Source organism: Asticcacaulis excentricus CB 48, assembly GCF_000175215.2.
GTDB classification, from domain to species: Bacteria; Pseudomonadota; Alphaproteobacteria; order Caulobacterales; family Caulobacteraceae; genus Asticcacaulis; species Asticcacaulis excentricus.
Map to the genome: position 1 here is coordinate 2,043,136 of NC_014816.1, position 14,594 is coordinate 2,057,729.

The following is a 14,594-nucleotide window of genomic DNA, read 5'->3' on the forward strand; positions in this document are numbered from 1 at the left end:
CAAACTACCGAAACCGCCACGGTGAGGCTTATCGCCAGCCGGCGTCAATCCAGTAGCCGTGGCCGGTGCACAGGGCGGCGTCGTCAGAGGCGAGGAACAGGGCCAGAGAGGCCACGTGCTGCGGCTCGATACGGCCATCGAGGCATTGAGCATCAACAATCTGCTTCTCGCCTTCGGGCGTATACCACTTCATCTGGCGCGGCGTTTTGACATTGCCGGGGATGATGGTGGTGACGCGGATATTGTCGCGGCCCAGCTCACGGGCCAGAGCGCGCGTCATGCCTTCGATACCGGCCTTGGCCGTTTCATAGAGAGTGAGGTCGGGCAGGCCGAGGTGCCAGGAGATCGAGCCGAAATTGATGATGGCCCCGCCACCCGCAGCCTTCATGCCCGGCGCAATGGCACGGGTGACCATCAGCATGTGCTTGAGGTTGACACCGATATTCTTGTCGAAAAATTCCGACGTGATTTCCGCCAGCGAATGACGGTCGTCGCGCGCCGCATTGTTGAGCAGGATCGTCACCGGTCCGTCGGCCTGAATGGTGGCCAGCACTTTTTCCAACGCTGGCGTATCGGTTAGATCGCACCGATGAAACACAGGCGCGACGCCCAGCACCCCAGTGTCTATGGTGGCGGAGACTTCATCGACGAGGTCGATGAAGTGCACCCGGGCACCCTGATTGACGAAGGCCTTGACCAGCCCTCCGCCTATACCCGACCCCCCGCCGGTGATGAGAACCTTACGCCCTTTCAGGCTCGGATAGATGGCAGACGACATGTATTCAGAACTTTCTACAAACAAACAGCGAGGGACATCCCTGAACCTCGTTACAGGCGGTATTCAGGATAGGAATGGGTTATGCCGCGTCAGCCTTGGCCGTCTCGACCTTCAGCAGGCCACGCGAGACGAGGTTCTGCATCAGGGCGACGATACCGAAGGTCCAGGCGCGCGCGTCTTTTGAAGTGGTGACACGGTTTTCAAGCGTACCGAGCTTGGGGGAAGTGACGGTGACAACGTCCCCGACCTTGTGCGTGAAGCCACGACCCGGCGTGTCACGATCCTGCGTCGGTGCAAACAAAGTGCCCAGCATCAGAACGAAACCGTCGGGATAGTGGTGCTCGCTCAGCGCCTGACGGATCAACTCCAGCGGATCACGGCTGATTTGATCCATCGAGGAGCGGCCTTCCAGCACATAGCCTTCCGGGCCGTCGATGCGCAGATCAAGCACAGCTGAACGCACATCATCAATCGTAAAGCCTTCGTCGAACAGGCGGATGAACGGACCCAGCGCACACGAAGCGTTGTTATCCTTGGCTTTGCCGAGCAGCAGAGCGGAGCGGCCTTCGAAGCAGCGAAGATTTACGTCGTTACCCAGGGTGGCCCCCAGCGCGCGGCCCTTCGGATCGACAACCATCACCACTTCAGGTTCCGGATTGTTCCACGTCGAGTCGGAACGCACGCCGACCTCTTCGCCCCAGCCCACCGACGACAGGACCGGCGACTTGGTAAAGACTTCGGCATCCGGGCCGATGGCAACTTCGAGATATTGCGACCACAGGCCGTCGGCGATCAACGCCTCTTTCAGCTTCGCCGCGGCTTCAGTGCCCGGCACGACCGAGCGGATGTCGCCGCCGACACGCGCCGCCAGGTCATCGCGGATGGCCTGAGCTCTGTTGTAATCGCCGCGCGCCCGTTCTTCGATAACGCGCTCGACCGCGGACACGGCAAAGGTCACGCCCGCCGCCTTGACCACCTGAAGGTCGATGGGCGACAGCAGCGTAGATTTCCCTTCCCACGCTTTCTGGAAGGCGAAGTCTTCCAGCTTGCCAAGGCTCTTACCACCAGCGGGGACGCCTTTTTCCGGCCAGTTCGCCAGAAGTTGAGCCACGGTAGGGGCCACAGCGCTCATGTCGAACACCTCTCCCCCCTTGACCAGAACCGGGGTCGGGCCTTCGGGCAGAAGGATGCGGCCCACCAGCGTGGCATCACGCCAATCTACCGGAAGCATGGCGGCGGGGAGGGAATCGGTCATGATGACGCACCTTTGCTTTACGAATCGTCCGGACAGCCGGAAAGAAGGGACTCTGCTCAACCTGTAGCGTCCGGCCGCTAACCACCGGACTTTTTTATATTTTTTCCACACGACCTCGCACGTAACCAAGGCTACGCGGTTAAGCTGTTATGATACCGCTACCATTTCCAGCAGAAGTAGGCACTTGTCAAGAGGCGACACCCTTCGGGTCACATTTTTCGATCCTCAGTCAGTCGCATCTTCGCCAGGCGCCGAAGAGGACTGCCGCTCAATAATCGCGAAGTCACGGATTTCATGCACAGGCGCATAGGGCTGACCCGAACGGCGCGTGCGAATCTGCTCCAGCAGCATCTTCAGCCCCAGCGATGCCATGTCAGAAATCGGCTGACGCACGGTGGTCAGTTCCGGCCACACGGACGAGGCCATAGACGTATCGTCAAAGCCCACAATGGTCACGTCCTTCGGCACCTCAAGACCCAGCCGGTGGGCTGAAGCCACGGCACCAGCGGCCATATCGTCATTGGAAGCAAACAGGGCGGTCGGGCGCTCATCGCGCATCAGCAGGCTCTCGGCGGCATCGAAGCCAGAGCGATAGGTAAAATAGCCCTGCCCGATCAGCTTGTCTTCCGGGGTCAGCCCAGCCTTAGTCAGGGCCGCCATATAGCCCTCATGCCGCAACTGGCTGTAGTAGGAGTTGGGGTTGCCCTTGATAAAGCCGATGCGGCGGTGGCCCAGCGCGATCAGGCGCTGCGTCATGGCGAAGGCCGCCTTGAAATCGTCGATGGATACGCTGGCCGCATCCGGCGACGGGCGCGACGTCGCCACGCCGACAAAAGGCAGGCCCATCTCGCGCAGGGCTTTGGCCACGCGGGTGGAATCGGACAGGGGCGGCGGCAGAACCACGCCATCGACGCCCAACGACTTCAGCTTGTCCAGCACATCGGCCACGCCCTCGGGGCCTTCGCAGCTTTCGATTATGAGCTGACAGCCGCTTTGAGAACTTTGGTGCAGGATGCCCAGAAGCAATTCCGACAGAAAGGACATAGACGGGTTGGAATAGATCAGGGCGATACGCGACGAATCCTGAGAGGCTAAGGAGCGCGCCGCCATGTTCGGCGAGTAATTCAAAGCCTCTATGGCTTCTGCTACCTTTTTGCGCGTTTCTTCGCGGACGTTCTTTTCACCGTTGATGACGCGCGACACGGTCATCGGCGAAACGCCGACGTGCCGGGCCACATCATGGATGGTGACGATGTTGCCGCCGCGACGACTAACCTTACGCGCCAATGCTTTACCCCTTGAGTGCCGCGCCACAGGACGCTGAATCGAATACAATCGTACAATTGTCGCACGCCAATGCGACAAAGGTAAAGAGGGACAGGCGCTTCGTTTTTATTAGCAAAATAAATTCTCACTTGAAAAAAAGTAAGCGCTGTCATAAGCCTGATCAACGACCTCGACCGCAAAAAAAAAGCGAGGCGAACAGGGAAGACAGCCAGATGACCGCCACGAATCTGACAGGTAATGGCGACTCGGTCGCAGAGACCGACGCCGGAGCCACGATGATAATTTACAGCAAAAATCCAGTGGAGACCGCCCGATGAAACTGACATCCCTGCGCCTGACCGCCGGTCTGCTGGCCCTGACGCTGCCCCTGACGACCCCACTGACGGCTGAAGCCGCGCCGCGCTTTGCCGCCATCTTTGGCGACCACGCCGTCTTGCAAAGAGAGGCCCCGGTGCGGGTTTGGGGCTTTGCCGACAAGGGCGAAACGGTCACTCTACGTATCGCCGGTCAGACGGCGACCGCGACGGCGGACACTTCGGGCCGCTGGGAGGCGACCCTGGCCCCCCTGCCCGCCGGTGGACCTTACGAACTGAGCCTATCGGGAGGCGCAACGCTGAGAGACGTTCTGGTGGGTGACGTGTTCCTGTGTTCAGGGCAGTCAAACATGGAATTCACCACCAAATACGCTACCAATGCCTATAACGAGATCCTCAACTCGGCCAATGACCGCATCCGCTTCGTCACGGTTGAAAAAGACGCGCAACCCGCCGGCCCGCTGAGCGACCTGCCGAAATCACCGGCGTGGCGCGCGGTCGGACCGGAAACGACCGGCGACAGCTCGGCTGTCTGCTACTACATGTCGAAGACGCTGGCGGCGAAAACCGGTGTGCCCATCGGTATGATCCATTCGTCGTGGGGTGGCACCATGATCCAGTCGTGGCTGAGCCAGTCAACCCTGCGTCAGCTGAAAAGCTACGATACCGGCCTTGAGACGCTGAAACTCTATGCCCGCGACCCGCAGGCGGCGCAAAAGGGCTGGCAAAAGGTGACACAAGCTTGGTGGGACACGCACGAACCGCAGGCCGCCGAAAAGCGCCAGTGGGCGACCACCGCCTATGATGACGGCGACTGGAAGACCATGGACACGACGCGCTTCTGGGAAGAGTCGGGCGACCCGGCCCTTGCGGGCTTTGACGGCGTGGTATGGTATCGCACCGAAGTCACTCTGACCGCAGCGCAGGCCAAATCGGCCGCCACGCTGGTCCTGGGGGCGGTGGACGATGCCGATACCACCTTCATCAACGGTCAGGTCATAGGCTCAAGCGAAGGGTGGAACACGCCGCGGCGCTATGAGATTCCCAAGGGCGTGCTGAAGGCCGGACGCAATGTCATCGCTCTGCGCGCCGTCGATACGGGCGGCGGCGGTGGCCTGTGGGGCGACCCCAAGCCGCGCGGCCTTTTCCTGAGCGATGGCAAAATTATTCAAATTCCGGAAACATGGAAATATAGGATTTCCACACCTATGTCGGGGCTCAGCGACGTGCCGACCACACCGTGGCTGCCCACCTCCGGGCTGGCGACCCTTTATAATGGCATGATCGCGCCGATCGCGCCCTACACGCTCAAGGGTGTCGCCTGGTATCAAGGCGAAGCCAATGCCAGCAATGCCAGGGAGTATAGCCGCTTGCTGCCCGCTTTGTTTGCCGACTGGCGCACCAGCTTCCGCCAACCCAACCTGCCCATCGTCGTCGTGCAACTGGCCAATTTCGGGCCGGTGGTGAACGGCCCGGGCCCGTCGCAATGGGCGGAGCTACGCGAATCCCAGCGCCTCAGCGTCAAGGCCGACGCGAACACCGCTCTGGTCGTCAGCCTCGATGTCGGCGACCGCACCGACATCCACCCGACGCAGAAAAAGGTGGTGGGCGAGCGCGTGGCACTAGGGATGCGCAAGGCCGCCTATGGCGAAGCGGTCTCCCTGTCGCCCGAACCCGTCTCGGCCACGCGCCGCGGCACGGATGTGGTGATCCGGTTCCGCGACACGGGGGGCAAGCTCCTCACCTATTCGTCGGATCAGGCCATTGGCTTTGAAACCTGCGACGGCGCTTGCCGGTTTGTAAGCGCGACGGTCGAAGGCGATGCGGTGGTGCTTAAAGGTGCGGCGACGGCAAAGCAGGTGCGCTATGGCTGGGCCGACTCGCCCTATGTCAATCTCTACAGCGCCAGCGACCTGCCCGTCGCGCCCTTCCAGATCGATATCCAATAATACCAACGGCCGAAGAGGCTGACCGCATCCGGCCGTTGAATACTCGAGGCTGTCTCATATGTGTTTGTGACATGAGACAGTCTCGAATGGAATACCAAGAGTCATTTTCAATGACCCTTGGTATAACCCGCCTTCCCCGCAAAAAGGACTCCCATGCGCCCTACCCGCCGTCAGATGCTTGGTTCCGCCGCGGCCCTCAGCGGTGCCGCCCTCTCCCCCGCTACGCAGGCCGCGACGGCCCCGTTCAAGGCCAGTTGGGAGTCGCTGGGCGACGCCTATCAGACGCCGGACTGGTTTAAGGACGCCAAGCTGGGCCTGTGGTCACACTGGGGGCCGCAGTGCGTGCCGGAGGCGGGCGACTGGTACGGACGGCAGATGTATATGCAGGGCAATCCCTATTACGACCTGCATGTGCAACGCTATGGCCATCCAGCGCATCATGGCTTTATGGAGATCATCAACGACTGGAAGATCACGGATTGGGACCCGGAGGGTCAGATCGCCCTGTATAAGGCCGCCGGGGCCAAATACTTCGTGTCGATGGCCAATCACCACGACAATCTGGATATGTTCGATTCGAAGTTCCACAAATGGAACACGCTGAGCGTTGGCCCGAAGATGGATATTGTCGGCCGCTGGGCGAAGGTGGCGCGCGCCGCCGGTCTGCGCTTTGGCGTCTCCAACCACGCGGCCCACGCCTGGCACTGGTGGCAGACGGCCTATGGCTACGATCCGGAAGGGCCGATGCGCGGCGTGCGCTATGACGCAGCGCGCCTTTCTAAGTCCGATGGCAAGGGCAAATGGTGGGACGGCCTCGATCCGCAGGAGCTTTATACCGGCCCGGTCAAGGACATGGTGCCGCCGGACGGCCTGACGTCGATCAAGGCGATGAACGATTTTCACGATCAGCATTCGGGTCAGTGGCTGGAGACGTCGCCTAACGCCTGGTATGCCAGACAGTGGTTGCTGCGTCAGAACGATCTCGTCGATAGGTACCGGCCTGACTTTGTCTATTTCGACAATTACGGACTGCCGTTGGAACAGGCGGGGCTCGATGCCACGGCCTATTTCTACAACCAGAACCGCAAATGGAACGGCGGCAAGCTGGAGGCCGTCGTCACCGGCAAGAAGCTGGACGCCAGACAGAAACGCGCCATCGTCGATGATGTCGAGCGCGGCTTTTCCGATAGTCTGCGCGCCGAATACTGGCAGACCTGCACCTGCATCGGCAACTGGCACTATGACCGCGGACTTTATGAGCGCAATGGCTATAAAACCGCCAAGGACGTCATCCAGCGCCTCGGCGATATCGTCGCCAAGAACGGCAATATGCTGCTGTCGATCCCACAGCGCGGCAACGGGGCCATTGACGAAAAGGAAGTCAAGATCCTTCAGGACATGGCGGCGTGGATGAGGGTGAATGGTGAGGCCATATTTGGCACCCGCGTCTGGACGATCTACGGCGAAGGCCCGGCCCGCTTTGCCGAAGGAATGCAGAACGAGCACGCGCAGAAGGGCTTTAGCCACGAAGACATCCGCTACACCACTAAGGGCGAGGTGCTCTACGCGCTGGGGCAGGACTGGCCCAACAGCGGTTATATGAACCTGACGGCCATGGCGCAGGGGTCAGCCCAGCGCAAGGGTACGGTCGAGCGCGTCGAACTGCTGGGCCATGGTCAGCCGCTGGCGTTCGGCCTGTCGATCAACGGGCTGAATGTGAAGTTGCCCGACGCGCGCCCGACCTTTACGCCAGTACTGAAAATCATGGGGTCGGGGATCGTATAAAGCCCATTGAGCCGACAAAGGCTCCGGGCCTTCGCTTGCTTCCACTGGCCACTTTCGCTAGGGTGATCGCGTCGGCAACCGACCGTAAGCGTGTAACGTCAAGCAACGCACCTCACCCCCCGTCAGTGGACGGGGCCTGATCATAGGTGCCCTGTGCTGACGTTTTTTCCCGAAAGAGACACTATGCTGTTTCCACGCTTACCGGCGCGCTATGGCGCGTTCGCCCTGCCCTTTATCCTGTCGATCATCATGACCTTTGTGGTGTCGCTGATCTCGACTCTGGCGGCCGTGGGGTTTTCCGGGGGCTTTGTCTGCCACTGGCTGCCCGCCTGGGGCCTTTCGTGGCTGATCGCCTTCCCCACACTACTGATGGTGCTGCCTCTGGTCGGGCGCATCGTAAGGCTGGTGGTCGCCGAGTCATAGCAAGGCTGTCTCGTATCCAAGCGGGTTGCGAAAAAGGAAATCTTTCGCGACCCGATCATAACCGCGCACGGTAAGTGGTTATTTCTTGACCGGTGACAAGGTGCCCTTGGCAAAACCCGCCGTGGCCGCTGGCTCGATCTTCACCTTTGCCGCCTTCGGCTTGCGGATTTCCTTGTTGGATTTTTTCTGTCCTTTAGCCATGGTCGGTGTCCTTATGATTATGGTTATTGAGGATATTGAAAGACGAGCTGGCTGGTCTGTGTATCATAGATGCGCGCCTGCGTCGCCCCGTGCCAGCGGCTGTGGGCCGGCAGGTGGGCCTTGGCGTGGTCGATGGCCAGATTGAGGTCCGATCCCCACGGCACCGAGGTCACTTCGGCATCTTCGGCATTGAGGAAAAAAATTCGATACATCAAGGCTCTCCCGTAAGCGCGTCTCACAAGGGCCAAACCTTGTGGTTCGGATGCGCGTCGAAGGTTGAGGTAACGTTTCAACAGGGTCGAAACGGCACCGGGCGATCCCCCGCCGGAAAAGATCGAGACCTATCGCCGCCAAATAAAGCCGCAATGAGGCGAAATCCGGCTTTTCCACGACAGAGTCCGATTATGTTACCAAGCCTTACATGCGCCGCGCGCAATCGTGACCGCCTGAGGGTAATTCGTCATTGACCCGGCGGGACCAAATCCCTATGTGTGCGGCCGTTTACCCGCAGCCTTGCCCGCCTCTGGCCTTCCTATAGGAGTATTTGACCATGACTGATCTTCTTCCCGGTGTGACGGGGGTTCTGGTTCTGGCCGATGGCACCGTGTTTCAGGGTCTGGGGTGCGGCGCGACCGGCGATGCGTTGGGCGAAGTCTGCTTCAATACGGCCATGACCGGCTATCAGGAAATCCTCACCGATCCGTCCTATATGGATCAGATCGTCGCCTTCACCTTCCCGCACGTTGGCAATGTCGGCGTCAATCCGGAAGATGTTGAGCAACTGGGCGATGATCCGCGCCGGGCCGCCAAGGGCGCGATCTTCCGCGACCTGCCGACGCCGCCCGCCAACTGGCGCTCAACCCTCAACTTCGATGCGTGGATGGCGTCGCGCGGTGTGGTGGGCCTTGCCGGGATCGACACGCGCGCGCTGACAAAGCGCATCCGCGAAAAAGGTATGCCGCACGGCGTAATCGCTCACAACCCCGAAGGTCGGTTCGACATCCCCGCCCTGACGCAAAAGGCCGCCGAGTGGGCGGGCCTTGTCGGGCTGGATCTGGCCAAGGACGCCACCTCGACGCAGGCGGCGCAATGGACCTCCGATCTGTGGAAGTGGTCCGAAGGCCATAAGGACGGTCAGAAGGCGGACTTCAACGTCGTCGTCATCGACTATGGTGTGAAGCAGAACATCCTGCGCGCCCTGATCAGCGTCGGCGCGGCGGTCAAGATCGTCCCGGCCCAGACCCCGGCCGAAGAGATTCTGGCCATGAAGCCCGATGGCGTGCTACTGTCCAACGGTCCGGGCGACCCGGCCGCCACCGGGGCCTATGCTGTGCCGCAGATTCAAAAACTGGTTGCCGCCGGTCTGCCGGTGTTCGGCATCTGCCTCGGCCATCAGATGCTGGCTCTGGCGCTGGGGGCGAAGACGCTGAAGATGGAACAGGGCCACCACGGCGCCAACCACCCGGTGAAGGACCTGACCACCAACAAGGTCGAGATCGTTTCGATGAACCACGGCTTTGCGGTCGATCGCGATAGCCTGCCCACCGGTGTGGTCGAAACCCACGTCTCGCTGTTTGACGGCACCAACTGCGGTATCGCTCTGGATGGCAAGCCGGTCTTCAGCGTCCAGCATCACCCCGAAGCCTCGCCCGGCCCGGTCGATTCACTGTACCTGTTTGAACGTTTTGCGCACTATATGCGCGACGCCAAGGTGGCGGCGTAATCGCTTGGACGTTTTTGAGCGAAAACTGCAAAGACTGTGCATCTCCGAAGATCATCACGAACGGAATGGTCTTGCGATTGAGCTTCTGGATGCAAGTCTTGTGGATGCTGCTAAAGCGTCTCGCCTATTGGCCACATTGTTCAAAACAATTGCCTCCTGTGCCTTTCAGCAGGTGGGCACTCTGGTTTGGTGTGCAAGCCACTTTGATTGTTCTGAATACAAAGCGGAATTGAACCAAATCGTTTTGCATGGTGGGTTCGAGGCGTCTGAAACGGCGCAGCAAATTATTGAAAATCAAAACTTGCATCCCCGTCCTTAAGGCACTAAAGCACCCGCTTAGCCTGAAAACATAACAGAGCCCACAAGGGTTCATTTTCCACCGGACAGACGTCGTACGACGTTTGCCCGAAACTTTGCGCGCGACAAGACCTGAAGCCAGACCGGAAGAAAGACAGACATGCCCAAACGTACAGATATCAAGTCCATCCTGATCATCGGCGCGGGGCCCATTGTCATCGGTCAGGCCTGTGAGTTCGACTATTCCGGCGTGCAGGCCTGTAAGGCCCTGCGTCAGGAAGGCTACCGCATCATTCTGGTCAATTCCAATCCGGCCACCATCATGACCGATCCGGACGTGGCCGATGCGACCTATATCGAGCCGATCACCCCGGAATTTGTCGAAAAGATTATCGCCAAGGAGCGCCCGGACGCCCTTCTGCCCACCATGGGCGGTCAGACGGCGCTGAACACCGCGCTGGCGCTGGAAAACAATGGCGTGCTGGCCAAATACAATGTCGAAATGATCGGTGCCAAGGCCGAGGTCATCGACAAGGCTGAAGACCGTCAGAAGTTCCGCGACGCCATGGACAAGCTGGGCCTTGAGTCAGCCAAATCTGCTGTCGCCCACAGCTGGGAAGAGGCGGTTGAGGCGCTAAAGACTATTGGTGGCCTGCCCGCCGTCATTCGTCCGTCGTTTACGCTGGCCGGGACCGGCGGCGGCATCGCCTACAATCAGGAAGAGTTCCGCGACATCGTCACGCGCGGCCTCGACCTCAGCCCCACCACCGAAGTACTGATCGAAGAGTCGATCGTCGGCTGGAAGGAATACGAGATGGAAGTCGTCCGCGACAAGGCGGACAACTGCATCATCGTCTGCTCCATCGAAAACGTCGATCCGATGGGCGTGCATACGGGCGATTCAATCACGGTTGCCCCGGCGCTCACCCTGACCGACAAGGAATATCAGATCATGCGTTCGGCCTCTCTGGCCGTGCTGCGTGAAATCGGCGTCGAAACCGGCGGCTCGAACGTGCAGTTCGCGCTGAACCCCGCCGATGGCCGCATGATCGTCATTGAAATGAACCCGCGCGTGTCGCGCTCCTCGGCTCTGGCGTCGAAGGCCACCGGCTTCCCCATTGCCAAGATCGCCGCCAAGCTGGCCGTCGGTTACACTCTGGATGAACTGACCAACGACATCACCAAGGTGACGCCCGCCTCGTTCGAGCCGTCGATTGATTACGTCGTCACCAAGATCCCGCGCTTCGCCTTTGAGAAGTATCCGGGCTCTGAGCCGCTGCTCGGCACCTCGATGAAGTCGGTCGGCGAAGTCATGGCCATCGGCCGCACCTTTGCCGAGTCGGTGCAAAAGGCCCTGCGCGGTCTGGAAACCGGCCTGTCGGGCTTTGATGAGGTCGAAATCCCCGGCGTCGCCGGTGCGACCAGCGTCCACGCCATCAAGGAAGCCGTGGTGCGCGAACTGGGACGTCCGACGCCGGACCGTCTGCGCGTCATCGCTCAGGCCTTCCGCCACGGCCTCAGCGTCGAAGAGATCAACACGGCCTGTCACTATGAGCCGTGGTTCCTGCGTCAGATCGAAACCATCGTCGCCGAAGAAGCCAAGATCGGTGCCCTGGGCCTGCCCAAGACCGCGCATGAGCTGCGCAAGCTGAAAGCCATGGGCTTCTCCGACGTGCGTCTGGCCAAGCTGACCGGCACGAAGGAAAAAGACGTGCGCGCCGCCCGTCGCGGCCTCAATGTGCGTCCCGTGTTCAAACGGATCGACACCTGCGCCGCCGAATTCGCCTCTTCGACCGCCTACATGTATTCGACCTACGAATCGGGCGCTCTGGGTCAGGTGCCGGAATGCGAAGCCGCGCCCTCAGACCGCAAGAAGGCCATCATCCTCGGCGGGGGTCCGAACCGCATCGGGCAAGGCATTGAGTTCGACTACTGCTGCTGCCACGCGGCCTTTGCCTATAAGGACATGGGCCTTGAGGCCATCATGGTCAACTGCAACCCGGAGACGGTCTCCACCGACTACGACACCTCCGACCGCCTTTATTTCGAGCCGCTTACAGCCGAAGACGTTTTAGAACTGATCAGCGTCGAACAGTCGAACGGTACACTGGCCGGTGTAGTGGTGCAGTTCGGTGGCCAGACGCCGCTGAAACTGGCGCAGGCGCTAGAAGACGAAGGCATCCCCATCCTCGGCACCTCTCCCGATGCCATTGATCTGGCCGAAGACCGCGAGCGCTTCCAGCAATTGCTGAAAGAGATCAACCTGACGCAGCCGGTCAATGCTATCGCCCGCACGCCGGAAGAAGCGTTCAAGGCGGCGCATGAGGTCGGCTACCCCATCGTCATCCGCCCGTCCTACGTACTGGGTGGCCGCGCCATGGAAATCATCCGCGACGACGAACAACTGACCCGCTATGTGCGCGAAGCTGTGCAGGTGTCGGGCGACTCACCGGTTCTGATCGACCAGTACTTAAGCGCCGCCATCGAAGTCGATGCCGATGCGCTGTCTGATGAAACTGGCGTGTTTGTCGCGGGCATCATGGAGCATATCGAAGAGGCCGGCGTGCACTCCGGCGACTCGGCCTGCGCACTGCCGCCCTTCTCGCTGAAGCCGGAAACGGTCAAGGAGCTTGAGCGTCAGACGATCGAACTGGCGAAGGCACTGAAGGTCAAGGGGCTAATGAACGTGCAGTTCGCTATCCTGAACCCCTATACTGACCCGAAGATTTACGTGCTGGAGGTCAATCCGCGCGCCTCGCGCACCGTGCCGTTCGTCGCCAAGACGCTGGGCAAGCCGCTGGCAGGGATCGCCGCCAAGGTCATGGCCGGTCAGTCCCTGTCGTCCTTCGGCCTGACGCCGCGCGATTACCGACACGTGGCAGTCAAGGAAGCGGTCTTCCCCTTCGCGCGCTTTGCTAATGTCGATACGGTGCTTGGGCCTGAGATGCGTTCGACCGGTGAGGTCATGGGCCTTGACTGGGTACGCGACGGTGAAGAGATGATCGACGCCTTTGCCCGCGCCTTTGCCAAGTCGCAGCTGGGCGGCGGCACCAGACTACCAACGTCGGGCAAGGTGTTTGTCTCGCTGAAGGATCAGGACAAGCCGGTGATCGTTGAAGCCATACGCACCCTGCTCAGCCTCGGCTTCGAGGTGTGCGGCACGGCGGGCACGGCGGACTATCTGTCGGCGCAGGGCGTAAAGATCGACACCATCAAGAAGGTGCTTGAAGGCCGTCCGAATGTGCTGGACGCCATCAAGAATGGCGAGATCGCGCTGGTCTTCAACACCACCGAAGGCAAGCAGGCCCTGCTCGACTCCTTCTCGATCCGCCGCACGACTCTGATGATGAAGATCCCCTACTACACAACGGCGAATGGCGCTGTTGCCGCGGTGCGAGCCATCGCGTCAGGACTCAAAGGCGAGCTAGACGTTCGCTCCATTCAGGAATATGCGTAACGAACAAAGCCCGCCGGAAACGGCGGGCTTTTTTACTTAGACGGTATAAGCTCTTACCCCGCTTCGTCGATCAGGCGGCGCATGGCGTCCAGATAATCGACAAAGGCCGCGCGGCCCGCCTCGGTCAAGGTGATGGTCGTGACCGGCTTCTTGCCGACAAAGGCCTTGTCCACCGTGACATAGTTCGCCTCTTCCAGCTTACGCACCTGCACCGACAGATTGCCGTCCGTGGATTGCGTTTTCGCTTTGAGTGTCGTGAAGTCCGCCGACCCGGCCGTAGAAAGATAGGCCATGATGCCCAGCCTCAGACGGCCATGAATAACGTCGTCGATACGCTCAATATTGAACTCATCCGGCATGTCTCAGCCCTCCGATGAGCGCATCAGGACAAGGCCCGGAATGGTGGCAATAAGGGTCAGGGTGATGGCATAGCCCAGCATCTGGAGCGGCTGACCGCCGACAAAGGCAAGAAATGGCGCGGCGGCAAAGCTCAGCAGGCCCACGCCCGCCATCCACTTTCGGCCCGACAGGACCGAGACGACCCACCAGCCGACGCCATAGAGGATAACGATTGCCGGCGCGATCAACGGCTGCATCTGTTCCATGGCCTTCATACCGACTGCCGCCGCCGTTAAGGTAACGAACAGGGCGAAGATGGCAAAGCCGACGCCCGACCAAACCGAACCGATGGCGCGGTTCATGGCATTGCCCACGCCATAGCGGCGTTTAGACGCGGTGATAGAGGCGATACACAGGACGGCGTAGATGGCCGCTGCCGCCCCCCAGTTCAGGGCCAGAAACCACGGGTTGGGAACGGTCAGAACGCCGTCCATTACCAGATACTGTACAACGGCCGCCGCCGAAAAACAGATGCCGGCCCAAAAGAGCGCACCGCCGTTCATGACCGGGGCGCGCCCGCCATCCAGAGCCAGAGACTTAAGATAGTCGATGTCGCTTTTGAGTGTGTTAGAGTCCATAGGTTTTGCCCCTCCATAAGGCAGCGTTTGATGTCGTCATGGCCCTCTGTCTGAGCGGCCTGAGTTTGTTATGAATGAAGTACTTTATTTTGTAAAGTGCTTTATGCGCACCCGGCATTACATTTTTGTAAGATTTTCGTCCGGGCTT

At 60.3% G+C, this 14,594-nt stretch carries 13 protein-coding genes; 6 read left to right on the forward strand and 7 right to left on the reverse strand.

Annotated features, from left to right (window positions below):
* Positions 1-28: 28 nt before the first annotated feature.
* The 3 genes from xylB to ASTEX_RS09505 all read right to left on the reverse strand — a co-directional run bounded on the left by xylB (position 29) and on the right by ASTEX_RS09505 (position 3,320).
* Positions 29-778: a D-xylose 1-dehydrogenase gene (gene xylB, locus ASTEX_RS09495; RefSeq protein ID WP_013479404.1), complete on the reverse strand. Its 750-nt coding sequence runs from the start codon at positions 776-778 to the stop codon at positions 29-31.
* A 79-nt stretch (positions 779-857) separates the two neighbouring features.
* The gene (locus ASTEX_RS09500; RefSeq protein WP_013479405.1) at positions 858-2,033 is read right to left on the reverse strand and encodes a fumarylacetoacetate hydrolase family protein; all 1,176 of its coding nucleotides are present in this window, start codon (positions 2,031-2,033) and stop codon (positions 858-860) included.
* A 225-nt stretch (positions 2,034-2,258) separates the two neighbouring features.
* Positions 2,259-3,320 (reverse strand): LacI family DNA-binding transcriptional regulator, encoded by a 1,062-nt coding sequence (locus tag ASTEX_RS09505; protein WP_013479406.1) that lies wholly within the window; start codon positions 3,318-3,320, stop codon positions 2,259-2,261.
* Positions 3,321-3,633: 313 nt separating this feature from the next.
* On the opposite strand from ASTEX_RS09505, the gene ASTEX_RS09510 reads away from it, so the two are divergent.
* From ASTEX_RS09510 to ASTEX_RS09520, 3 genes are all read left to right on the forward strand, one after another.
* Complete coding sequence (locus tag ASTEX_RS09510) at positions 3,634-5,583, forward strand: sialate O-acetylesterase (RefSeq protein ID WP_013479408.1); 1,950 nt, start codon at positions 3,634-3,636, stop codon at positions 5,581-5,583.
* 153 nt (positions 5,584-5,736) lie between these two features.
* Complete coding sequence (locus ASTEX_RS09515) at positions 5,737-7,368, forward strand: alpha-L-fucosidase (RefSeq protein WP_013479409.1); 1,632 nt, start codon at positions 5,737-5,739, stop codon at positions 7,366-7,368.
* Positions 7,369-7,551: 183 nt separating this feature from the next.
* A complete protein-coding gene (locus ASTEX_RS09520) occupies positions 7,552-7,791 on the forward strand; it encodes a DUF2798 domain-containing protein (protein WP_013479410.1) in 240 nt (79 codons plus the stop codon).
* A 78-nt stretch (positions 7,792-7,869) separates the two neighbouring features.
* Here ASTEX_RS09520 and ASTEX_RS20830 read toward each other — a convergent pair whose 3' ends face one another.
* Positions 7,870-7,992 (reverse strand): hypothetical protein, encoded by a 123-nt coding sequence (locus ASTEX_RS20830; protein ID WP_013479411.1) that lies wholly within the window; start codon positions 7,990-7,992, stop codon positions 7,870-7,872.
* Between the two features lie 23 nt (positions 7,993-8,015).
* Complete coding sequence (locus ASTEX_RS09525) at positions 8,016-8,204, reverse strand: hypothetical protein (protein WP_013479412.1); 189 nt, start codon at positions 8,202-8,204, stop codon at positions 8,016-8,018.
* Positions 8,205-8,542: 338 nt separating this feature from the next.
* Here ASTEX_RS09525 and carA point away from each other — a divergent pair, with 338 nt between their 5' ends.
* From carA to carB, 3 genes are all read left to right on the forward strand, one after another.
* A complete protein-coding gene (carA, locus tag ASTEX_RS09530; protein ID WP_013479413.1) occupies positions 8,543-9,715 on the forward strand; it encodes a glutamine-hydrolyzing carbamoyl-phosphate synthase small subunit in 1,173 nt (390 codons plus the stop codon).
* Between the two features lie 4 nt (positions 9,716-9,719).
* Positions 9,720-10,034 (forward strand): hypothetical protein, encoded by a 315-nt coding sequence (locus ASTEX_RS20280; protein ID WP_144004641.1) that lies wholly within the window; start codon positions 9,720-9,722, stop codon positions 10,032-10,034.
* 138 nt (positions 10,035-10,172) lie between these two features.
* On the forward strand, positions 10,173-13,469 hold the full coding sequence (gene carB, locus ASTEX_RS09535) for a carbamoyl-phosphate synthase large subunit (RefSeq protein ID WP_013479414.1): 3,297 nt from the start codon (positions 10,173-10,175) through the stop codon (positions 13,467-13,469).
* 53 nt (positions 13,470-13,522) lie between these two features.
* On the opposite strand, the gene ASTEX_RS09540 is transcribed toward carB, so the two are convergent.
* Together ASTEX_RS09540 and ASTEX_RS09545 are read right to left on the reverse strand one after the other, a co-directional pair.
* Positions 13,523-13,828, reverse strand: a complete 306-nt coding sequence (locus ASTEX_RS09540) for a winged helix-turn-helix domain-containing protein (RefSeq protein ID WP_013479415.1) — start codon at positions 13,826-13,828, stop codon at positions 13,523-13,525.
* Positions 13,829-13,831: 3 nt separating this feature from the next.
* On the reverse strand, positions 13,832-14,446 hold the full coding sequence (locus ASTEX_RS09545; RefSeq protein WP_013479416.1) for a hypothetical protein: 615 nt from the start codon (positions 14,444-14,446) through the stop codon (positions 13,832-13,834).
* Positions 14,447-14,594: the final 148 nt, after the last annotated feature.

Coding starts and splice junctions, on each gene's coding strand:
- xylB (WP_013479404.1), bottom strand. CDS start 778: ATGTCGTCTGCCATCTATCCGAGCCTGAAAGGGCGTAAGGTTCTCATC.
- ASTEX_RS09500 (WP_013479405.1), bottom strand. CDS start 2,033: ATGACCGATTCCCTCCCCGCCGCCATGCTTCCGGTAGATTGGCGTGAT.
- ASTEX_RS09510 (WP_013479408.1), top strand. CDS start 3,634: ATGAAACTGACATCCCTGCGCCTGACCGCCGGTCTGCTGGCCCTGACG.
- ASTEX_RS09515 (WP_013479409.1), top strand. CDS start 5,737: ATGCGCCCTACCCGCCGTCAGATGCTTGGTTCCGCCGCGGCCCTCAGC.
- ASTEX_RS09520 (WP_013479410.1), top strand. CDS start 7,552: ATGCTGTTTCCACGCTTACCGGCGCGCTATGGCGCGTTCGCCCTGCCC.
- ASTEX_RS20830 (WP_013479411.1), bottom strand. CDS start 7,992: ATGGCTAAAGGACAGAAAAAATCCAACAAGGAAATCCGCAAGCCGAAG.
- ASTEX_RS09525 (WP_013479412.1), bottom strand. CDS start 8,204: ATGTATCGAATTTTTTTCCTCAATGCCGAAGATGCCGAAGTGACCTCG.
- carA (WP_013479413.1), top strand. CDS start 8,543: ATGACTGATCTTCTTCCCGGTGTGACGGGGGTTCTGGTTCTGGCCGAT.
- carB (WP_013479414.1), top strand. CDS start 10,173: ATGCCCAAACGTACAGATATCAAGTCCATCCTGATCATCGGCGCGGGG.
- ASTEX_RS09540 (WP_013479415.1), bottom strand. CDS start 13,828: ATGCCGGATGAGTTCAATATTGAGCGTATCGACGACGTTATTCATGGC.
- ASTEX_RS09545 (WP_013479416.1), bottom strand. CDS start 14,446: ATGGACTCTAACACACTCAAAAGCGACATCGACTATCTTAAGTCTCTG.